19 protein-coding genes are annotated in these 19731 nt (G+C 73.3%); 6 read left to right on the top strand and 13 right to left on the bottom strand.

The annotated features are described in order from the left end of the window. Nucleotides 1-79: 79 nt before the first annotated feature. Both ACGFML_RS21805 and ACGFML_RS21800 read left to right on the top strand, forming a co-directional pair. Nucleotides 80-1270 (top strand): acetyl-CoA acetyltransferase, encoded by a 1191-nt coding sequence (locus ACGFML_RS21805; protein WP_393546018.1) that lies wholly within the window; start codon nucleotides 80-82, stop codon nucleotides 1268-1270. 105 nt (nucleotides 1271-1375) lie between these two features. Further along, on the top strand, nucleotides 1376-2098 hold the full coding sequence (locus ACGFML_RS21800) for a pyridoxal 5'-phosphate synthase (protein WP_393546017.1): 723 nt from the start codon (nucleotides 1376-1378) through the stop codon (nucleotides 2096-2098). A gap of 49 nt (nucleotides 2099-2147) precedes the next feature. Here ACGFML_RS21800 and ACGFML_RS21795 read toward each other — a convergent pair whose 3' ends face one another. The 5 genes from ACGFML_RS21795 to ACGFML_RS21775 all read right to left on the bottom strand — a co-directional run bounded on the left by ACGFML_RS21795 (nucleotide 2148) and on the right by ACGFML_RS21775 (nucleotide 6036). Then, nucleotides 2148-2645, bottom strand: a complete 498-nt coding sequence (locus ACGFML_RS21795) for a GNAT family N-acetyltransferase (protein ID WP_393546015.1) — start codon at nucleotides 2643-2645, stop codon at nucleotides 2148-2150. A 99-nt stretch (nucleotides 2646-2744) separates the two neighbouring features. After that, nucleotides 2745-3245, bottom strand: coding sequence for a Zn-ribbon domain-containing OB-fold protein (locus ACGFML_RS21790; RefSeq protein WP_393546013.1), 501 nt, complete (start codon nucleotides 3243-3245; stop codon nucleotides 2745-2747). A 329-nt stretch (nucleotides 3246-3574) separates the two neighbouring features. Then, on the bottom strand, nucleotides 3575-4021 hold the full coding sequence (locus ACGFML_RS21785; RefSeq protein WP_393546011.1) for an SRPBCC family protein: 447 nt from the start codon (nucleotides 4019-4021) through the stop codon (nucleotides 3575-3577). Then, a complete protein-coding gene (locus tag ACGFML_RS21780) occupies nucleotides 4021-5034 on the bottom strand; it encodes an alpha/beta fold hydrolase (protein WP_393546009.1) in 1014 nt (337 codons plus the stop codon). Before ACGFML_RS21780 ends, ACGFML_RS21785 begins: the two co-directional genes overlap by 1 nt. A gap of 84 nt (nucleotides 5035-5118) precedes the next feature. Beyond that, a complete protein-coding gene (locus ACGFML_RS21775; RefSeq protein WP_393546007.1) occupies nucleotides 5119-6036 on the bottom strand; it encodes a helix-turn-helix domain-containing protein in 918 nt (305 codons plus the stop codon). 292 nt (nucleotides 6037-6328) lie between these two features. On the opposite strand from ACGFML_RS21775, the gene ACGFML_RS21770 reads away from it, so the two are divergent. Together ACGFML_RS21770 and ACGFML_RS21765 are read left to right on the top strand one after the other, a co-directional pair. Beyond that, nucleotides 6329-8602: an acetate--CoA ligase family protein gene (locus ACGFML_RS21770; protein ID WP_393546005.1), complete on the top strand. Its 2274-nt coding sequence runs from the start codon at nucleotides 6329-6331 to the stop codon at nucleotides 8600-8602. A 124-nt stretch (nucleotides 8603-8726) separates the two neighbouring features. Next, the gene (locus tag ACGFML_RS21765) at nucleotides 8727-9584 is read left to right on the top strand and encodes an enoyl-CoA hydratase/isomerase family protein (RefSeq protein ID WP_393546004.1); all 858 of its coding nucleotides are present in this window, start codon (nucleotides 8727-8729) and stop codon (nucleotides 9582-9584) included. Between the two features lie 68 nt (nucleotides 9585-9652). On the opposite strand, the gene ACGFML_RS21760 is transcribed toward ACGFML_RS21765, so the two are convergent. Both ACGFML_RS21760 and ACGFML_RS21755 read right to left on the bottom strand, forming a co-directional pair. Further along, nucleotides 9653-10324, bottom strand: a complete 672-nt coding sequence (locus tag ACGFML_RS21760) for a hypothetical protein (RefSeq protein WP_393546002.1) — start codon at nucleotides 10322-10324, stop codon at nucleotides 9653-9655. Between the two features lie 8 nt (nucleotides 10325-10332). Then, a complete protein-coding gene (locus ACGFML_RS21755) occupies nucleotides 10333-10905 on the bottom strand; it encodes an RNA polymerase sigma factor (RefSeq protein ID WP_393546000.1) in 573 nt (190 codons plus the stop codon). A gap of 275 nt (nucleotides 10906-11180) precedes the next feature. On the opposite strand from ACGFML_RS21755, the gene ACGFML_RS21750 reads away from it, so the two are divergent. Beyond that, nucleotides 11181-11825 carry a flavin reductase family protein gene (locus tag ACGFML_RS21750; RefSeq protein ID WP_393545998.1) on the top strand — a complete coding sequence of 215 codons (645 nt, stop codon included), beginning with the start codon at nucleotides 11181-11183 and terminating at the stop codon, nucleotides 11823-11825. A gap of 15 nt (nucleotides 11826-11840) precedes the next feature. Here the strand turns inward: ACGFML_RS21750 and ACGFML_RS21745 are convergent, their stop codons facing one another. From ACGFML_RS21745 to ACGFML_RS21725, 5 genes are all read right to left on the bottom strand, one after another. Further along, complete coding sequence (locus ACGFML_RS21745; protein ID WP_393545996.1) at nucleotides 11841-12758, bottom strand: hypothetical protein; 918 nt, start codon at nucleotides 12756-12758, stop codon at nucleotides 11841-11843. 171 nt (nucleotides 12759-12929) lie between these two features. Next, nucleotides 12930-14264, bottom strand: coding sequence for an MFS transporter (locus ACGFML_RS21740; protein WP_393545994.1), 1335 nt, complete (start codon nucleotides 14262-14264; stop codon nucleotides 12930-12932). A gap of 90 nt (nucleotides 14265-14354) precedes the next feature. Further along, nucleotides 14355-15422 carry a Zn-dependent alcohol dehydrogenase gene (locus ACGFML_RS21735; RefSeq protein WP_393545992.1) on the bottom strand — a complete coding sequence of 356 codons (1068 nt, stop codon included), beginning with the start codon at nucleotides 15420-15422 and terminating at the stop codon, nucleotides 14355-14357. Then, nucleotides 15422-16618 (bottom strand): acyl-CoA dehydrogenase family protein, encoded by a 1197-nt coding sequence (locus tag ACGFML_RS21730; protein ID WP_393545990.1) that lies wholly within the window; start codon nucleotides 16616-16618, stop codon nucleotides 15422-15424. The genes ACGFML_RS21735 and ACGFML_RS21730 overlap by 1 nt, the downstream gene beginning before the upstream one ends. A gap of 70 nt (nucleotides 16619-16688) precedes the next feature. Continuing rightward, nucleotides 16689-17603, bottom strand: coding sequence for an SDR family oxidoreductase (locus tag ACGFML_RS21725; RefSeq protein ID WP_393545988.1), 915 nt, complete (start codon nucleotides 17601-17603; stop codon nucleotides 16689-16691). A 148-nt stretch (nucleotides 17604-17751) separates the two neighbouring features. Here ACGFML_RS21725 and ACGFML_RS21720 point away from each other — a divergent pair, with 148 nt between their 5' ends. After that, complete coding sequence (locus ACGFML_RS21720) at nucleotides 17752-18678, top strand: cyclase family protein (protein ID WP_393545986.1); 927 nt, start codon at nucleotides 17752-17754, stop codon at nucleotides 18676-18678. Between the two features lie 284 nt (nucleotides 18679-18962). On the opposite strand, the gene ACGFML_RS21715 is transcribed toward ACGFML_RS21720, so the two are convergent. Then, nucleotides 18963-19436, bottom strand: coding sequence for an ATP-binding protein (locus ACGFML_RS21715; RefSeq protein ID WP_393545985.1), 474 nt, complete (start codon nucleotides 19434-19436; stop codon nucleotides 18963-18965). Between the last annotated feature and the right edge of the window lie 295 nt (nucleotides 19437-19731).

The raw sequence follows: 19731 nt of genomic DNA, 5'->3' as shown, positions 1-19731 counted from the left end.
CCCCGGCAGCGGGACCGCTCACCGCCGGGTGCTTCGCGGGCCCTGCCCGCCCCCGGGAATCTGATGTACCGTCAGATTCATGACTTCAGGGACCCCTGCCGGGTATCGCCATCGCAAGGTCGCCGTCGCCGGAGTCGCCCTGTCCGACTGCGGGCGCGTGGACGACGCCACCCCCTACGCCCTGCACGCCCAGGCCGCCCGCCGGGCGCTCGCCGACAGCGGCCTGGACCGGTCGGCGATCGACGGCTTCGCCTCGGCCGGACTGGGCACCCTGGCCCCCGTGGAGGTCGCCGAGTACCTGGGCCTGCGCCCCACCTGGGTCGACTCCACCTCCGTCGGCGGCTCCACCTGGGAGGTCATGGCCGCCCACGCCGCCGACGCGATCGCCGCCGGCCACGCCGACGCCGTCCTCCTGGTCTACGGCTCCACCGCACGCGCCGACCTCAAGGCGCGGCGCCGCACCGCCGATCTCTCCTTCGGCGCCCGCGGTCCGCTGCAGTTCGAGGCCCCCTACGGGCACACCCTGATCGCCAAGTACGCCATGGCGGCGCGGCGCCATATGCACCAGTACGGCACCACTCCGGAGCAGTTGGCCGAGATCGCGGTCCAGGCGCGGGCCAACGCGGTGGCGAACCCGGACGCCATGTACCGCACCCCCGTCACCGTCGACGAGGTCCTCTCCGGGCCGATGATCGCCGATCCGTTCACCAAACTGCACTGCTGCATCCGCTCCGACGGCGGTTGCGCGGTACTGCTCGTCGCCGAGGACCGCGTCCCCGACCTGGCCGAACCCCCGGTCTGGGTGCTCGGTTCCGGCACCTGCGTCTCGCACGCAGCGATGTCCGAGTGGGACGATTTCACCGTCTCGCCCGCCGCGACCTCCGGCCGCCTCGCCTTCGAGCGGGCCGGCGTCCGCCCGTCGGAGATCGATCTCGCCGAGATCTACGACGCCTTCACCTACATGACCCTGGTGACGCTGGAGGACCTGGGCTTCTGCGCCAAGGGCGAGGGCGGCGCGTTCGTCGAGAAGGGGCGTCTGCTGCGGGACGGCGGGCTGCCGGTCAACACCGACGGCGGCGGCCTGGCCGCCTGCCACCCGGGGATGCGGGGCCTGTTCCTGCTGGTCGAGGCCGTACGACAGCTCCGCGGCGAGGCCGGGCCCGACCGCCAGGTCCGCAAGGCCGACGGCCGGCTCCCGCAGCTCGCCGTCGCCTCCGGCACGGGCGGCTGGTTCTGCTCGTCGGGAACGGTGGTCCTGGGGACGGGATAGCGGCGGATCGCCACTGGTTCCCCTCCACGTGAGGGAAACCGCCACGCCCAACGCCGGAACACCACCCCGCGGCGGCCCCGGCACACCCCCCGTACGCTGCCTGACATGGCCGAACACGCTGCACACCCGGACACCCCGGACGGCCCCGCCGGCCGACGCCCCTGCGACGACGACGCCCGCGCGTTCCGGGACCTGCTGCGCGGGCTGCGCGTATGGGAGACCGCCCTGCCGTCGTTCGACCCGGCACAGGCCCCGGACGACCCGCTGCCGCTCTTCCGGCGATGGCTGCGGGAGGCCGCCGAGGCCGGTGTACCGGAGCCGCACACCATGACGCTCGCCACGGCGGACGCGGCCGGCGACCCGTCCGTACGGACCCTGATGCTGCACGACGCCGACGAGCGCGGCTGGCACTTCGGCTCGCACCACGGCAGCCGCAAGGGCCGCGAGCTGGCTGCCCGGCCACGCGCCGCGCTCGGCTTCTACTGGCCGGCGGTCGGACGCCAGGTGCGCGTCCGCGGGCCGGTGACGGCGGCGGGCCCCGACGAGAGTGCGGCCGATCTGCACCGCCGCTCGCCGGGTGCGCTGGCCGCGGCGCTGGTCGGCCGGCAGAGCGAGGTCCTCGGCTCGGTCGAGGAGCTGGCCCGCGCGTCGCAGGCCGCCTGGGAACGGGCCCTGCGCGAACCGGACGCCCCCGCGCCCAGCTGGACCCTGTACGTGCTGCGCGCCGAAGAGGTGGAGTTCTTCCAGGGCGACGCACAACGCCGCCACGTACGCCTCAACTACCGCCGCACGGGCGGGAGCTGGGAACGGGAACTGCTCTGGCCGTAGCGGCACCGCGGACGGCACGGCGCCGGGCCGCGGGCCTGCCCCGGCGCCGTCACCCGTCGGTCAGCTGCTGATACATGATGTGGAACCCCACATAGCCCTTGGTGGGATGCCGGAACCCGCCGGGAATGGTGGTCATGACCGTGAAGCCGAGGGACTTCCAGAGCGCGACGGCGGCGGTGTTGGTCTCGACGACCGAGTTGAACTGGATCCCGCGGTACCCCTCGGCGCGCGCCCAGGCCAGCACGTGTTCACCCAGCGCCCGTCCGACGCCGCGGCCGCCGTGGCGCGGGTCGACCATGAAGCTGGCGGAGGCGATGTGCGCACCCGCGCCGGTCTGGTTGGGGTTCATCTTGGCCGACCCCAGCACGGTGCCGTCCTCGTCGACGGCGACGACCGTACGGCCCGGCGGCCGGAGCAGCCAGATCTCGCGGCCGGCCGCGACGTCGAGGTCGGTCGGGTAGGGGTAGGTCTCCCCCGCCGCCACGATGGCATGGAAGAAGGGCCAGATGGCGGGCCAGTCCGCCGCGGTCGCCTCACGTATCAGCACGAGGACAGGATGGCGCGACGGCGGCGGGTGTGCCACCGGGTTCCGCACGGTCCGCGGGCTCAGACGGGCTCAGGCGGGCTCAGGCGGGCTCAGGCGGGCTCAGGCGGGCCGGAAGACCGGCACGGCGAGCCGTCCGCCGGCTCCCGCACCGCCGTCTCCCGCACCGCCTCCGCCCCCCTCCCCGCCCGCGGGGATCCGCTCCGCCCGGAAGTCCACCCGGAGCGGCATCCCGATCCGCAGCTCCGCGGCCGGGCAGCCCACGACCTCGGTCATCATCCGGGGTCCCTCCGCCAGGTCGACCACGGCCGCGACGTACGGCACCCGCTCGCCGAACGGCGGGAGGTCGTTACGGTGCACCACGGACCAGGTGTAGAGGGTGGCGCGGCCGCCGGCCGGCTCCCACTCGACGGCCTCGCTCCAGCAGTGCGGACAGAACTCGCGCGGATAGTGGTGGACGGCCCCGCACCCGCCGGCTTCCGCGCGGCAGCGACGCAGCAGCAGCCGGCCCTCCGCGGCCGCGTCCCAGTACGGCCGGGTGAACGCGTCCACCTCCGGCAGATCGCATCGCGCACCCCGCGCCGCCCCGGCTTCCGGGCTCACCGGAACATCCCCGGCAGCGCCGCATCCAGCGGCCGCATCCGCGGGCTCACCGCGAGCGGCACCTGCCCGGCCCGCCCGGCCCGCCCGGTCCACCCGGTCCGCCTGGCCCGCCCGGTCCGTCCGTCCTTGTGTCGCCGGCTCTCCGGCCGCCTCGGGTCGAGGCCGGTGCGGAGCGCGGCCGACCGTGCGGCCCCGCCGAGCCATCTCGTCTGCATCCGTACGCCCTTCTGCCGGTCCAGCCATCTGACACTGCCATCTGACGCTACGTCAGTTCAGCGGACGGGCGCTCGGCGCGCAAGGGGGTCGCACGCCCGGAAGACCGTCCGGGCTCAGTCTCCGGCGCGAGTGAAGTGGTCGGCCAAGCCATGGAGTCCGAGGGTGAGGACGCCGTCGCAGAAGGACGCGGTCAGGCGCTCGGCGTCGCGGGCGTCGCAGTCGAACCTCAGTGACCACAGGACGAAGGACTCACCGGTCGTGGTGAGGGGCAGCACGCGGATCGTCGAACGGTAGGAGCGGACGGGGTAGGGGCTCTCGACGATCTCGTAGGTCAGCGACCGTCGGTGATCGTCGAGGGCGACGAGTGACTCCGTGACGGTGCTGCGGTCGGCGAGCCGCAGAGTGCGTGTGCCACCGACGCGGTCGCCGGCATCGCCCTCGCCCAGGGCGCTGTGGGTGACGCCGGGTTGCCAGGCCGGAAGGCCGTCGAAGTTCCTGACGACGTGCCATACCGATGCGGGGTCGGCCGGGATCACGGCGCTGGCGCAGGTCTCGGGCATCAGTCCGCCTCGGTGTGTTCGGCGAGCCAGTGCAGGACCGGTTGGAGGGCCTGGTCGGAGTTGGTCTCGTAGATCAGGCCATGGCCGTTGCCGAGGATGCCGTGGTCGGGTAGGTGGAGATGTTCGGCGGCCGCGCCCGCCGCGGTGAGGAAGTCGACGACGGCGGGGGCGAAAGCGGCGAAGACGGCGGTTTCGCCGGTGACCACGGCGACGGGGATCCCGGCCAGTGCGGGGATGCGCAGGGTGGAGGGATCGGCGGCGCGCGCTTCGTCGGGGGTGGCGCGTGGGGGGTCGTAGGTGAGGGGCGCGGCGGTCAGCCCCCAGTGCAGGGTGCCGATGCCGGGCGTGTGGGCGAACGGGGGCCCCATGGGTTCGATGCTGACGATCGCGGTGACGAGGTCGGGCCGTCGGTCCGCCAGGAGCCAGCCGTCGGGGCCGGAGGCCGAATGCGTCATCACGATCGCGGGGCCGATCCGATCCAGGAGGCGGGCGAGGCGGTCCGCGTCCATCTCCTGCGAGGCGGCGAGGTCGGCGGGCAACGGCCCGAACGGTGCGATGAACGCGTCGAGTGCGTCGGCGTCGGCCGGGTCGAAGGGCCACTGGGTCTGGGCGTCGGCGGCCGAGGACGGGAAGAAGACATGCCGGCCCTCCTCGTAGGGGAAGGGCGGGCCCATAGGACCGAGGACGTCGGGGTGGTACGGCGAGCGGCCGTGCCCCGGACGGTCGACGACGAGGACCGCGTATCCGGCCTCGACGAGGCGTTGGGCCCAACCGGGGCGGCTGTCGGGGGTGTCGAGCCACTCGGTGCCCTGCAGGGTTCCGCCGTGCACCAGCACGACCGGGTACGGCTGTGTCACGCGCTCCGGCGCCTCCCAGGCCACGAACATCGGCCCCCGCTGGTACGTCTTCCCCTTCTCGGTGATGCGCTCGCCCGGTACCCAGAAGTGTCCACGGCGTGACGTCCTGACCGGGGCACCGGCCCAGAAGGCGGGTACAGCGGTGGTGTGTGACATGAGTTCCTCTCGGTGGGCGCTGTGACGGGGGGGGGAGGAGACAGCGGGGCCGGGCCTGGGCCCGGGGAGTGGAGGCGGAGGTGCTCATGTCGTGCTCCGGAGCGACCGGTGCGACCGGTCGCCTCCGTCGCGCCCGTCACTTCCGTCGCGCCCATCGCGCCCATCGCGCCCATCGCGCCCATCGCGCCCGTCGGCGAGGGTCCGCAGCAGGATCAGGGCGTCGGCGCTGGGGGTGCCGGGTTCGGCGGAGTAGACGAAGAGCTGCTGGCCGGGTGCGCCGGTGACCGTGAACGCCTCGTAGTGCAGGTGCATCTCACCGACCCGTGGATGCCGGATGTGTTTGTCCTCGCTGGTGCGGGGCCGTACCTCGTACCGGGACCACAGCGCGGCGAACGCCGGGCTGTGCAGGGACACCTCCCCGATGATCTCCGCGATGCGCGGATCCCGCGGGAACGGGGCGGACAGTGCGCGGAGGTTGCCGACCACCCCCCGCGCGGCGTGGTCCCAGTCGCCGTAGAACCGTCGCGCGGCAGGGTCGAGGAAGATCATCCGCAGCAGGTTGTCGCGACGGGCGAACCCGCCGTAGAACGCCTCTGCCGCCGCGTTGGCGACGAGGATGTCCATCGCCGGGTTGACGACACAGGCCGGCACCCCCAGGAAGTGGTCCATCAGCCGCACCAGCTCCGGCCTGACGGTCCGCACCGCATGGGAGGCGGCTGCGGACGGCGCCGGCCGGGCCAGCCGGAAGAGGTGCTCGGCCGCGTCGACGTCGAGGCGCAGGGCGCGGGCGACGGCGTCCAGGACCTGCTCGGAAGGGTGCCGTTCCCGGCCCTGTTCGAGCCGGGTGTAGTAGTCGGTGCTGACGCCCGCGAGCAGCGCCACCTCCTCGCGCCGCAGCCCCTTCACCTTCCGCACGGTGTGGGACCGCAGGCCCGCCTCCTCCGGCGAGACGAGGTCGCGGCGGGCCCGCAGGAAGTCTCCGAGGTCGTTCTCCGTGGTCATGCGCTCCAAGCTAGCCGCGCGCCACTCGACCGGCCTGGGCGTGCTGCACCCTGTCCGGGGAACGGGAACGGGAACGGGAACTCGGCGGCGGCCGGTGCGGGGCCGCTCGCAGCCCCGGTCGTTCCCGCACGGTGAAGGCTGCGCGCCTCGCGGCGACCGGCGCCACGCGCGCCCGCAAGATCCCGCCACTTCGAAGCTTTACCGTGCAGCCCCATTCCTGACATGGCGTCAGTTCAGTAATCTGACTGTGCGTCAGGTAACGAGAGCCGTCACACAGGAGCGGGCGTCTGCGATGCTTGGATCGACTCACGGCACCCTCACCACTCACTCCCGACCGGCCCGCGTCGTGGCCTGCGGGGAGCAACCACCACCCGCCGTCCACGGCGCGGCCCGGGCGCGCGGCGGGGGGCAGCGCCCCGGCGGGGCGGCCGACCGGGACGTCAGCGGACGGCCGCTGCACGCCGAGGCGCTCGACCTGGACCGCTTCTTCCGGCCCGGGTCCGTGGCGGTGATCGGCGCCTCGGACAGCGAGGGCCGCCCGAACACCGGCATCACGCGCCAGCTGATCGGCTGGGCGGACCGGGTCGGCGCGCGGCTCCACGCCGTCAACCCGGGGCGCCGGCAGGTCTTCGGGCGCCCCTGTCACGCCACCGTGGCGGACCTGCCCGAACCCGTCGACCTCGCCGTCCTGCTGGTCGCCGACCCGATTCCGGTCATCGAGCAACTGGGCGACGCCAAAGTGAAGTTCGCGGTCGCCTTCGCCTCCGGGTTCGCGGAGACGGGGGCGGAGGGCGCGGCGGCACAGGCCCGGCTGGCCGACGTCGTCGAGCGTTCCGGCCTGCGGCTGCTCGGCCCGAACACCAACCTCAACGCCTTCGAGGCGTTCCGCGAGGACCTGGACGGTCCGGCCATCGCCCTCATCACGCAGTCGGGCCACCAGGGCCGCCCCGTCTTCACCCTCCAGGAACTGGGCATCCGCCTCTCCCACTGGGCCCCCACCGGCAACGAAGCCGATCTCGAGGTCGCGGACTTCCTCTCCTACTTCGCCTCCCGACCCGAGGTCGGCGCCATCGCCGCGTACATCGAAGGACTCAAGGACGGCCGCAGCTTCCTGCTCGCCGCCGACCGGGCCGCCCGCAACAAGGTGCCGGTCGTCGCCGTCAAGGTCGGCCGCACCGAGACCGGCGCCCGCACGGCCGCCTCGCACACCGGCAAGCTGACCGGTGCGGACGGGGTCGTGGACGCCGCGATGCGGCAGTTCGGCGTGATCCGGGTGGACGGGCTCGACGAGCTTCAGGACACCGCGGCACTGCTGGCCCGGGCCAAGCCGCCCACGGCCGACGGCGTCGCGGTGTACTCCATCTCCGGTGGCACCGGGGCGCACTTCGCGGACCTGGCGACCGCGGCGGGCCTGCGGCTGCCGCCCCTCGACGCCACCAAGCAGGCCGAACTGCACCAGTGGATACCGGACTACCTCGACGTCACCAACCCCGTCGACAACGGCGGGCACCCCGTCGGCGACTGGCGCGGCCGCAAGATCATCGACGCGATCCTCGCCGACCCCTCGGTGGGCGCACTCATCTGCCCGATCACCGGCCCCTTCCCGCCCATGAGCGACAAGCTCGCGCAGGATCTGGTGGACGCGGCAGAACAGACGGACAAGCTGGTGTGTGTGGTGTGGGGATCGCCGGTCGGCACCGAGGACGCCTACCGCCACACCCTCCTCGGCTCCTCGCGCGTGGCGACCTTCCGCACCTTCGCCAACTGCATCACCGCCGTACGCGCCTGGCGCGACCACCACCGGTTCGTCGCGGGCTACCGCTCGCCGTTCGACGACGCCCCGCGCACGGCCTCCCCCTCCGCGCGCAAGGCGCAGGCCCTGCTGTGTCCGGGACAGCAGCTCAGCGAACACGCGGCCAAGCAGCTGCTGCGCGCCTACGGCATCCGCGTGCCGCGCGAACAGCTGGTGACCAGCGCGGCGGCGGCCGTCCGGGCGGCCAGTCAGGTCGGCTATCCGGTGGTCATGAAGGCCTCCGGACCGCAGCTGGCCCACAAGAGCGACCTCGGCCTCGTCAAGGTGGGCCTGACCTCCGCCAGCCAGGTGCGGGACGCCTACCGCGAACTCACCGACATCGCCCGCTACGAGGACGTCACCCTGGACGGTGTGCTGGTCTGCCAGATGATCGAACGGGGCGTGGAGATGGTCGTCGGGGTCACCCACGACAGCCTCTTCGGGCCGACGGTCACGGTCGGGCTGGGCGGGGTGCTGGTGGAGGTGCTGCGGGACGTCGCGGTGGGGGTGCCGCCCTTCGGGGAGGACCAGGCGCGCGCGATGCTCGGCGAGCTGCGCGGCCACGCCCTCCTGCAAGGGGTGCGCGGCGCGCCGCCGGCGGATGTGGACGCGCTGGTCGAGGTCGTCCTGCGGGTGCAGCGGATGGCCCTCGAACTCGGCCCGGACCTCGCCGAGTTGGACATCAACCCGCTGGTCGTCCTGGAGCGCGGCCAGGGCGCCGTGGCTCTCGACGCGCTCGCCGTCTGCCACGGCTCCGGCGAGGTCCGCGAGTAGGCCGCCCCGCGGGCCCGGCCGGCGGCGCATCCGGCACCACCCCCGGCGCCCCGGCAGCGCCGCCGCCATCGCCCGCACCCCCGCCCGCAGGCACGCCCACCGCACCCTCTGGAGCCGCTCCCCCATGACACCCTCCCCCCGCTCCCCCGGCACCGCCGAGGACCCCGCACAGCCCGAACCCTCACCCTCCGCATCTCCCTTGATACTCCACGCCACTGACAACGGCGTCGCGCGGATCACCCTCAACCGGCCCGCGGCGATGAACGCGCTCACCTGGGACCAGCGCGAACGGATCATCGAGCTGCTCGCGGACGCCTCGGCCGACCCGGACGTACGGGCCGTGGTGATCACCGCGACCGGCAAGGGCTTCTGCGCCGGCGCCGATCTGCGCGGGTCGCCGTCGGCAAGCGAGCCGCGCGTCGCGGGCGACGTCGCCCGGCTCATCCGGCGCGGTGCGCAGCGCTTCATCGGCGCCGTACTGGACTGCGAGAAGCCGGTACTCGCCGCCGTCAACGGCACCGCGGCCGGGATCGGCGCGCATCTCGCGCTCGCGTGCGACCTCGTACTGGCCGCCGAATCGGCCCGCTTCATCGAGGTGTTCGTACGCCGCGGCCTGGTGCCGGACGGCGGCGGCGCCTACCTCCTGCCGCGGCTGATCGGCCCGCAGCGCGCCAAGGAGCTGATGTTCTTCGGTGACGCCGTACCGGCCGCCGAGGCCGAGCGGCTGGGACTGGTCAACCGGGTGGTGCCGGACGACGAGTTGGGGAAGACCGCGCGGGAGTGGGCCGAGCGGCTGGCGGCCGGGCCGACCCGTGCGCTGGCCCTGACCAAGCAACTGGTCAACGCCTCCTTCGACGCCGACCGGGCCGCGTCCTTCGCCGCCGAGGCCGCCGCCCAGGAGATCAACATGACCACGGCGGACGCGCAGGAGGGCGTCGCGTCCTTCGTCGAGCGTCGCGGCCCGGTGTACCGGGGCAGATAGCCGAGTGAGCCCGACGTCCCGCCGTTCGCCCGGAGGGCGGGGCCGGGGCCTGTCGTTTGGATCAGGCCCTAAATCACGTCGCGCGAACAGTCCGGGACCTCTCGCGTATTGCGGGTGCGCACCCCCGGCAGCCAACCCGTCTCGCCCTTCGTGCCGGTCACCAGATACCAGCGGGTGGACGTCACGCCCTCCTCGTCACGCACCATCCGCCCGTCGATGACCACGCAGTGCGCGGCCACCACGTCGCCGTGCCAGACGCGGCCCGCGGCATTGTCCGGAGCGGCGTATCTGGCGTGCGGATTCCTGGCCAGCCGCAGCGCGCACTCCAGGGAGCGGACCCGCCGGCAGGCCGACTCGCTGTTGTAGACGGTGACCGGCACCGCCCGCACCGCTGCGGCCGGCCGCGGCTCGGCGCCGGGACGCACCAGCCACCCCACGCCCACCGCCACGGCTGCCACCGTGGCCGCGACCGTCAGCGCGAGGGCGTACGTCCGCCGGCGCGACGGCGCGGACCGGCCGCCCAGAGAGGTCGCCGACGCGGGCACCGGCGCCGGTCCGGACGCCTGGATACGGGCCCACAGGCCGGGCGGCGTCTCGATCCGCTCGTCCGCGTGCCGCAGCCGGTCGCGCAGCAGCGCCTCGACGTCGTCGCCCGCACCGCCGCCGCGTCCCCGGCCCGCGCCGCCCCCGGGGCCGCCGTCACCGTGTGCGCCGTCGTCGTAGCCGGTCCCGGTGCCCATCGTGCCGCTCACCTCCCGGCCCGCCCGTGTTCGGAGTCGACGAGGTAGGAACGCAATCTGTCCAGGGCTCGGGCGCGGTGCCGGGCGGCGGTGCCGCGGTGCACCTTCATGATCTCCGCGGCCTGGTCGATGGTGTAGCCGTCGAGGTCCACGAGGATGACGATCCCGGCCTGGCGCTGCGACAGCCGCCCCAACAGACGCACCGCTTCGAGCTCGGCATGCCGCCGCTCCATTCCGCCGTCCCAGCCCCCGCCCGTCTGCGCGGCAGGACCGCCCGCTCCGACGTCCTCGACGCCGTCCAGCGCATCGACCAGCACCTGGCGCCGCTCCTTGCGGTAGACGTCGCGGGCGACGTTGAGGACGGCGGTGAAGGCATAGGCGTACGGCTCCGGATGCGCGAGGAAGCGCTGCGGGCGGGCGGCGAGCTTGAGATAGGCCTCGTGCACCACGTCCTCCGCGGACTGTCTCGATCCGGCCAGCATCACCGCACGGCGGTAGAGCCGGGGCAGCAGCCCGCAGAAGAGCTCGTCGAACGTGGGTGTCGTCGTGGACGAGGGTGACGACGGCGTCGCTTCGACCATGTACCGGAACTCCCCCGCGCTGGGCTACGGGTGGCGGCCGAGCCGGCGGCCACTCGTGCAGGAGGCAGCCAATCAGGCTTCACCACCCGATCTCCGCTGATTACCGCCTAGACCACCCTCGAGGCGGAGCAAACCACCCCTGAGGGTGGCGCCTTCGACGCCCCGGCCGCGGCCGGGCCCAGCCTCCGGGGCAGCAGGCGCCCACCGGCCGGAAAGCCCGCAGCCCATCCGCCCAGGGGGTTTCCATCTGACGCTGCATCAGATTCAATACGGGCATGATGGGACATGCGGGAATGGCGGCCACCGCGGTGCGGTACCTGCGTTCGGTCGGCGCGCCGACCGCCGCCTCGGCACCGGCCGCGGAGAGCTCGGCCGGCCCCCTCCCACGCCCCGCCCTGCGCGCCGTGCGCGAGGACGAAAGGGCGCCGCTGGACCCGGCCGAATTCCGTTCCGCCCTGGGGCACTTCGCCAGCGGCGTCACCGTCATCACGGCACCGGGGGACGCGGGCCCGGCGGGTTTCGCCTGCCAGTCGTTCGCGTCGCTCTCCCTCGACCCGCCGCTGGTGACGTTCATGGTGGCGCGCACGTCGACCACCTGGCCGCGGATCGCCCGCGCCGGGGTCTTCTGCGTCAACGTCCTCGGCGCCGGACAGGGCGAGCTGTGCCGCGGATTCGCGGTCAGCGGCGGCGACAAGTTCGCGGGAGTCTCCTACACCGCGGCTCCGGCCACCGGTTCGCCCCGGCTGGCGCGGGTGCCCGCCTGGATCGACTGCACGATCCAGGCCGTGCACACCGGCGGCGACCACCTGATCGTGGTCGGCCGGGTGGCGGCGCTCGGCACGGACCCGGTCGCCGCCGAGGCCGGCCCGCTGCTCTTCCACCGGGGCGCCTTCGGCGGGTTCGGCCCCGCCACCGGCTGACCGAAGCCGGCCGCTTCACCGCCCGGCGCCGCCCTGCCGCGTCAGCACCCGCCGCTCGCCGTCGTCCGGGTCACCCACGAAGGCGTAGAGGGTCGGCGCCCCGGCCGTACCGCCGACGATCCACTCCTGCGCGCAGTCGTCGCCGCTCACCTCCACCGTCTCCGCGTAGCCCGTCGGGGTCGTCGCCAGCCGCCACTCGCCGGTGCCGTTGCAGATCTCCTCGCCGCGCAGCCCGGACGCGCGCACCGCCCCGCCGGAACGCAGGCGCAAGGTGCCGCCGGAGCCGTCCGTCCAGACCCCGACGACCGCGGCACGCGCCAGGTGCGGTGCCCGGTACTCCGTCAGCAACCCGGTGGCGAAGGCCCCCGCGCACAGCAGGAACACCCCGACCGCGGCACCGATCCCGGATGCCGCGACGATGAGGGTCAGCCGCAGGGCGCGCTTGGCGTCGGGGAGCCAGGCGGCGTGCGCGGCCGGCAGCGCGGCGAGTGCGGCGGCCGGTGTGAGCACCAGCCAGAGCACCAGATATGCCGTCGGCGGAAACAGGCTCCATGTGAACAGCGCACAGGTCATGCCGTACAGCACGGTCGCGCCGGCCGCCGAGAAGGGCGCCGCGGCCGCGGTGCACCACCACGCGGGCCGGCCCGTCCGACCGCCCCACCGGTGCGCCCACCCCGCGAGCCAGAGTGTCGGCAGGACCAGCGTGACCGTCACCGCGAAACCCGGGACGGCCCCCAGTGCGAACCCGACGAGCAGCATGAACGGCAGCAGGATCGCGATGCCGCCCGGCCCGTCCGGTTCCTGGGTGAGGTCGTACATCACCGCCGCGGCCCCCGCGACCAGCGCCTCACCCAGCAGCGCGGCCATCGAGGCCGCCACGGCCGGCCAGCTCCAGAAGACACCGCCGACGTCCCCACCCCTGGTCATGCTCATCTCGCATCACCCCTCCCCACCAGGATGATGCGCCTGCCGCGCGGGCGGCCCGCCGCCGGGGTCGGGCAGGGCCGGTCGTGGGGCGGGGGGCGGATCGGGCAACGGGGCACGGCGAGCGACGGCGCCGCGTGCGTGCCGGCCCCGCGAGCCCGGCGGCTCCGCACGACAGCCCTAAGCGGCCTTCCCCCGCCGGATGACCAGCGCCATCAGCGCGGCGACCGCGCACAGCGCCCCGGAGGCGTACCAGACCGGGTCGTAGGTGCCGAAGGCGTCCCGCGCCAGGCCGCCCACGAACGCGATCACGGCGGCGCCCACCTGGTGGGCGGCCAGCACCCAGCCGAAGACGATCGCGCCGTCCTCGCCGTAGTACTCGCGGCACAGGGCGATGGTCGGCGGCACCGTCGCGACCCAGTCCAGGCCGTAGAAGACGATGAAGAAGACCATCGGCGGGTGAACGGTGTCCGCGAGCAGCAGCGGCAGGAACATCAAGGACACGCCCCGCAGGCCGTAGTAGACGGCGAGCAGCCGGCGGGTGTCGAAGCGGTCGGTGAACCAGCCCGACGCCACGGTCCCGGCGATGTCGAAGACGCCGATCACCGCGAGCAGGGAGGCGGCGGCCGTCATCGGCATCCCGTGGTCGTGTGCGGCGGGTACAAAGTGGGTCTTGACCAGGCCGTTCGTCGTGGCGCCGCAGATCGCGAAGGTGCCGGCCAGCAGCCAGAACGGGCCCGCGGGGGTCCCACCGCCCGAGCGGAGCCGAGAGTGCGGCAGGGCTGCCGACAGGAGCGCCCGCACCGCGCGCCGGGCCGCGCCCCGCTGCGGCGGCGGCTTGGGCACGAACGCCTTCGCCCCGTACGGCGCGAGGCCCACGTCCGCCGGGTGGTCGCGCAGCAACAGCCACACCAGGGGGACGACGGCGAGTGCGCCGAGCGCGACGGTGACGGCGGCCGGCCGCCAGCCGTTGCGGTCCACTATCCAGGACAGCAGCGGGAGGAAGACCAGCTGCCCGGAGGCGCCGGCCGCGGTGAGGATGCCGGTGACCAGCCCCCGCCGCTCGGTGAACCAGCGCCCGGTGACCGTGGCGGCGAAGGCCAGCGCCATCGAGCCGCTCCCCAGGCCGACCAGCACACCCCACAGCAGGACGAGTTGCCGGCTGGTCGTCATGAAGACGGTCGACCCGGCGCCGACCGCGATCAGCGTCAGGGCGGCGGCGACCACCCGCCGGATCCCGATGCGGTCCATCAGGGCAGCGGCGAACGGCGCCGTCAGCCCGTAGAGCGCGAGGTTGACGGACACCGCGAAGCCGATGGTGCCGCGCGACCAGTGGAACTCGGCGTGCAGCGGGTCGATGAGCAGACCGGGCAGGGAGGCGAAACCGGCCGCGCCGATGATCGTGAGGAAGGTGACCGCGGCGACGGACCAGGCCCGGTGCGGGCGCCGGCGGCGGGGTGCGGGGTCAGGGGCGGCGGCCGCCGTACGGAGGTGCAGTTCGGGTGTCTGGGTCACCGGAGCAGCTTCGTCGCCCGGCCCCGGCCGGAACGAGTGGCCAGAAGGTCAGGGTTCGCCAGGATCGGGCCAGGGCCACGCGGGAAGCCGCTACCCGAGCGTCAGCACCCCCCGTGCCACCCGCCCATGATGGGCGTCGTCCGCCGCCTTCGCGAAGTCCTCCACCGGATATGTCCTGGTCACCAACTCGTCGAGCAGCAGACGTCCTTCGCGGTAGAGCCGGGCATAGAGGGCGATGTCCCGCTGCGGGCGGGAGGACCCGTAGCGGCAGCCCAGGATCGACTTGTCCAGGTACATCGACGACACCAGGAACGACGCCTCGGCGGTGGCCGGCGGCACCCCGAGCAGCACCGCCTGGCCGTGCCGGCCCAGCAGGTCGATCGCCTGCCGGATCAGCCGGGTGCTGCCCACACACTCGAAGGCATGGTCGGCGCCGGTCGGCAGGATCTCCTTCACCGCCTTGACGCCGTCCACCGCCGACGCATCGATGAAGTGCGTCGCGCCGAACTGCCGTGCCGCCGCCTCCTTCGCCGGGTTGGCGTCCACCGCCACGATGGTCGACGCCCCGGCGATCCGCGCGCCCTGGAGGACGTTGAGCCCGATGCCACCGGCACCGATGACCACCACCGAGTCCCCGCGGTCCACCTTCGCGCGGTTGAGCACGGCCCCGACCCCGGTCAGCACCCCGCAACCGATCAGCGCGGCGGACGTCATCGGAATATCCTCGGCGATCTTCACGGCCTGCACCGCCTTGACGACCGTACGCTCCGCGAACGCCGAGTTCGAAGCGAAGTGGAACAGCTCGGTACCGCCCCGCCGGAACGGCTTCCCCGGCATCCCGATCGCCGACCGGCACATCGTCGGCCGCCCCCGGTCGCACTCCGCGCACGCCCCGCAGTTGGCCAGTGTCGACAGCGCGACATGGTCGCCGGGCGCCACGTGCGTCACGCCCGCACCCACCGCCTCGACGACTCCCGCCCCCTCGTGGCCCAGCACCACCGGCACCGGAAAGGGGATGGTCCCGTCGATCACCGACAGGTCGCTGTGGCAGAGTCCGGCGGCCCGGATCCCGACCAGCACCTCCCCCGGCCCCGGGTCCCGTACCTCCAGGTCGTCCACGACCCGGGTCTGCTCGCCGTCGAAGATGACGCCTCTCATCACCGCTCCCCTCTGGGCAGGCCGAGCACGCGCTCGGCGATGATGTTGCGCTGGATCTCGTCCGAGCCGCCGTAGATCGTGTCGGCCCGGGTGAACAGGAACATCCGTTGCGCAGCGTCCAGTTCGTACGGCGCCCGCACGGACCAGTCACCGGGCCCCAGCCCGGCCGCGGCCCCCCGCACCCGCATGGCCAGCTCGCCCAGCCGTTGGTGCCATCCGCCCCACAGCAGCTTCGCCACACTGGGCGCGCCGTCGTCCGCTTCGGCCCCCAGGGTGCGCAGCGCATTCCAGCGCATGACCCGCAACTCGGCCCACTGCCGGATCAGTTGCTCACGCAGTACGGGGTCCGCCACCGCCCCGCCGGCGACCGCCTCGCCCACCACCGTGGCCAGCTCGCCCGCGAACCCGATCTGCTGGACCAGCGTGGACACTCCCCGCTCGCGGGCCAGCAGCCCCATCGCCACCCGCCAGCCGGCCCCTTCGCCGCCCACCACATGCCCGCCCCGGGCCACCGCCCCGTCGAAGAACACCTCGTGGAACTCCGACGTCCCCGACATCTGCCGGATCGGCCGCACCTCGATCCGCCCCGGCTGGTCCATCGGCACCAGCAGAAAGGACAGCCCCCGGTGCCGCCGCTCCCCCGGATCCGTCCTGGCCAGCACGAAACACCAGTCGGCCGCGCGCGCCGACGACGTCCAGACCTTCTGCCCACTGATCCGGTAGTCGTCGCCGTCCCGTACGGCGACCGTCCGCAGCCCCGCCAGATCCGACCCCGCACCGGGCTCGCTGTAGCCCTGGCACCACAGCTCCTCCCCCCGCGCGATCCCCGGCAGGAAGCGCTTTTGCTGCGCCTCGTCGCCATGGGCGATCAGCGTCGGCGCCAGCAGGTTCTCCCCGATGTGCCCCACCCGCCCGGGGGCCCCGGCCCGCGCGTACTCCTCGGCCCATACGACCTGCTGGGTCAGCGTCGCCGTCCGGTTGCCGTACGCCTCCTCCGCCCGGTCCCACCCGAGCCCGATCCACCCGCCGGCCCCCAGCTCCCGCTCCCAGGCCCGTCGCTCCGCGGCCCCCTCGTGCTCGCTGCCTGGTCCACCCCGGCCCGCCAACTCGGCGTAGCCGCCCACGAGATGGCGCGCCAGCCAGTCGCGGGCCTCCTGCCGGAACTCCTCATCCGCACTTCCGAAACCGAAGTCCACGCCACCCTCCTACGCCCACCCACCCGGCCGCCCACCCTGGACCGGCCGCCCCACAACACCCGCACCCCGTCTACTGGTTGGGCCGTGCCTTCGCCGCCGCGGCCTCGGCCATCGCCGTCAGCTGCGCCAGCATCGGCATCGGATCGGTGCCGACCGGCCCCTCCACCGCATCGGCGGCCTTCTCCGGTGTCCAGCCACCCTCGACATGGACCGAGCGCAGCTCCCGGGGCTGGGCCCATACCGCGACCTTCGGCCCGGCCACGGTGTAGACCTGTCCGGTGACCTCCCGCGCCCGCTCGCTCAGGAGGTACACCACGAACGCCGCCACATCCGCCGGCTCCCCGATCTCCTTGAGCTCCATCGGCACGTTCGCCGACATCCGCGTCCGCGCGACGGGCGCCACCGCATTGGCGGTCACCCCGTACTTGTGCAGCCCCAGCGCCGCGCTCCGCACCAGGGAGATGATGCCGCCCTTCGCGGACGCGTAGTTGGCCTGCGACACCGAGCCCTGGTGATTTCCGCTGGCGAAGCCCACCAGGGTGCCCGACCCCTGCCGCCGCATCACGGCCGCCGCCGCCCGGAACACCGTGAACGTCCCCTTCAGGTGCGTGGCGACGACCGGGTCCCACTCCTCCTCGGACATGTTGAAGAGCATGCGTTCCCGCAGGATCCCGGCCACGCACACCACGCCGTCGATCCGCCCGTACCGCGCCAGCGCGGTGTCCACGATCCGCTGGCCGCCCGCCATCGTGGAGACGTCGTCGGCGACCGCCGTGGCCGCTCCCCCGGCCGCCTCGATCTCCTTCACCACCGACTCCGCGACCTCGCTGCTCGGTTCGCCGCCCGCGACGGAGACCCCGTAGTCGTTGACGACGACCTTCGCTCCGTGCTCCGCACAGGCGAGTGCGACCGCCCGCCCGATACCGCGCCCGGCCCCCGTGACGGCGATCACCTTGCCGACCAAGAAGTTCCCCGCGTTCCCCATGCCGCGCCCCTTCCCGCAGTTTCTGACGGACCGTTAGATTTTTGAGCAGACACGGTACGAACACAACCCCCCGGCCCCGGCCTGCCGTGCGGATCGGGCACGAACCCGACCCGATCCACACGGCAGGCCCTCACCCAAGGAGGCCCCCATGCCCCTGCCGCAGGAGTTCCACGACATCGCCGAACGCGTGAACAACTGGGGACGCTGGGGGGCCGGGGACGAGATCGGCACCCTCAACCTGATCACCGCCCAGGCCGTACGGGAGGCCGCCGCCACCGTCCGCACCGGCCACCGCGTCCCCCTCGCCCTGCCGCTGCGCCAGGACGGCGTGCAGACCGGCCTGATCCCGGGGCGGGTCAACCCGCTGCACACCATGGTCGCGATCAATCAGGAGATCTTCGGGCCCGGCACCGTCGCCACCTCCGACGACGCCGTCACCATGGGCCTCCAGGCGGCCACCCACTGGGACGGCCTCACCCACGTCTCCCACTCCGGCCGGCTCTACAACAACCGCCCCGCCGACTCCGTCACCGCGCACGGTGGCGCGACCTGCCTCGGCATCGAGAAGGCCACCCCGGTCGTCTCCCGCGGCGTCCTCCTGGACGTGGCCCGCGCACACGGCGCCGAGCGCCTGCCGGGCGGACACGCCGTCACCCCCGAAGACCTCGACGCGGCGGAGGAGTTGGCGGGCACGCGCGTCCGCCCCGGAGACGTCGTCCTGATCCGGACCGGGCAGATCCGGCACTACCTCGCGGGCGACCGGCAGAGCTACGCCTTCCCCTCGCCGGGACTCTCGCTGCGCACCCCCGAGTGGTTCCACGCCCGCGACGTCGCCGCCGTCGCCAACGACACCCTGACCTTCGAGATCTTCCCGCCGGAGATCGAGGACCTGTGGATGCCGGTGCACGCCCTCGACCTGGTGGAGATGGGCATGCTGCAGGGTCAGAACTGGAATCTGGAGGAGCTGAGCACGCTGTGCGCGGCAGAAGGGCGCTATGCGTTCCTACTGTCGGCCATGGCCGAGCCGTTCGTCGGCGGCACCGGGACACCGGTGGCTCCCGTGGCGGTCCTTTGAATCTCCCGCCGGGCCCCCGCCCGGCCGGCCAGGTGGCGGTGCGCCCATGCGCGCCCCGAGCGCGGCACCGCGGACCGCCACCCTCCCCGGCTACCGCCGGGGCACCCCCCACCGGACCGCGACCCGCACTCGCCAAGGCCCCGGACCGAAATCCCGGCTCCCCCCACGACCTCGGCGTCCCCTCGCGGCGAATCACTCACCCTAGAGTGATCAATGGACCACGTCACGTCAACACCTGGTCTGGACTTATTACCCGCCACCCGATCGACCGGGGCGCGGGGGAATCACGCCCGATTGGTGACGACACAAGGTGATTCGTACGTCATGGGCTCGCCGCCCGCCGGCACCAGCAGCGACTGGCAGCGGTCCACCTCGCACCAGATTCGCTTGCCGACGCCTTCCTGCTGCCAGCCCCAGCGGTCGGCGAGGCCGTCGACCAGCTCCAGGCCACGGCCGTTGGTGTCCTCGCCGTCGGCATGGCGCTGGCGTGGCGGGCGGGCGCTGGCATCCAGCACTTCGACCCGCACGGTCCCCACCGCCGCGCCCGATCCCGAGAAGCAGATCCGCACCTTGGCCGCCGAGCCGGTGTGCACCACGGCATTGGTGACGAGCTCGGAGATCAACAAGATCAACGTCTCGGCCAGCGGCTCATCGGCCTCTATGCCGGAGCCCAGCAGCCGAGACCGGGCCCACTGCCTGGCCCGACCGACCTCTGCGGGGTCGGGCCGCACTTCCAACTGAACCTGAAGCACCTGCACCGCTCACACCATCCGAACCGGCGGAAACATCGCCTCGCGCCTCCACAGGATCACGGTGCGTGACCCCGGTGAAGCACAGCATGGTTGACGTTCAGTCACCCCAACAAGCGCTTCAGGCATATTCCAGCGCAAGGGAGTATGCGTGCTGCATACTGTGCGACGCACTTTGCGGGGAGTCGAACAAGGGGAATTCTCGGGCTCCAGCCCGAGGCGAGCGGTGTGCAGTCCGTACCCCGGAGCCGTCATTTCGACGGCACCGCGACCGTTGCGCCACAGAACCACTCGCACCCAAGGG

Origin of the sequence: Streptomyces sp. NPDC048650 (genome assembly GCF_043199095.1) — a bacterium.
Taxonomy (GTDB): domain Bacteria; phylum Actinomycetota; class Actinomycetes; order Streptomycetales; family Streptomycetaceae; genus Streptomyces.
Note: the sequence above shows the minus strand (reverse complement) of the source record. Positions and strands in the feature narration are given on the sequence as shown.

What these genes read in the sequence shown, in the direction of transcription:
- ACGFML_RS21805 (WP_393546018.1), top strand. Translation starts at nt 80, where the DNA reads ATGACTTCAGGGACCCCTGCCGGGTATCGCCATCGCAAGGTCGCCGTC.
- ACGFML_RS21800 (WP_393546017.1), top strand. Translation starts at nt 1,376, where the DNA reads ATGGCCGAACACGCTGCACACCCGGACACCCCGGACGGCCCCGCCGGC.
- ACGFML_RS21785 (WP_393546011.1), bottom strand. Translation starts at nt 4,021, where the DNA reads ATGCCCGAGACCTGCGCCAGCGCCGTGATCCCGGCCGACCCCGCATCG.
- ACGFML_RS21780 (WP_393546009.1), bottom strand. Translation starts at nt 5,034, where the DNA reads ATGTCACACACCACCGCTGTACCCGCCTTCTGGGCCGGTGCCCCGGTC.
- ACGFML_RS21775 (WP_393546007.1), bottom strand. Translation starts at nt 6,036, where the DNA reads ATGACCACGGAGAACGACCTCGGAGACTTCCTGCGGGCCCGCCGCGAC.
- ACGFML_RS21770 (WP_393546005.1), top strand. Translation starts at nt 6,329, where the DNA reads ATGCTTGGATCGACTCACGGCACCCTCACCACTCACTCCCGACCGGCC.
- ACGFML_RS21765 (WP_393546004.1), top strand. Translation starts at nt 8,727, where the DNA reads ATGACACCCTCCCCCCGCTCCCCCGGCACCGCCGAGGACCCCGCACAG.
- ACGFML_RS21760 (WP_393546002.1), bottom strand. Translation starts at nt 10,324, where the DNA reads ATGGGCACCGGGACCGGCTACGACGACGGCGCACACGGTGACGGCGGC.
- ACGFML_RS21755 (WP_393546000.1), bottom strand. Translation starts at nt 10,905, where the DNA reads ATGGTCGAAGCGACGCCGTCGTCACCCTCGTCCACGACGACACCCACG.
- ACGFML_RS21750 (WP_393545998.1), top strand. Translation starts at nt 11,181, where the DNA reads ATGATGGGACATGCGGGAATGGCGGCCACCGCGGTGCGGTACCTGCGT.
- ACGFML_RS21745 (WP_393545996.1), bottom strand. Translation starts at nt 12,758, where the DNA reads ATGAGCATGACCAGGGGTGGGGACGTCGGCGGTGTCTTCTGGAGCTGG.
- ACGFML_RS21735 (WP_393545992.1), bottom strand. Translation starts at nt 15,422, where the DNA reads ATGAGAGGCGTCATCTTCGACGGCGAGCAGACCCGGGTCGTGGACGAC.
- ACGFML_RS21725 (WP_393545988.1), bottom strand. Translation starts at nt 17,603, where the DNA reads ATGGGGAACGCGGGGAACTTCTTGGTCGGCAAGGTGATCGCCGTCACG.
- ACGFML_RS21720 (WP_393545986.1), top strand. Translation starts at nt 17,752, where the DNA reads ATGCCCCTGCCGCAGGAGTTCCACGACATCGCCGAACGCGTGAACAAC.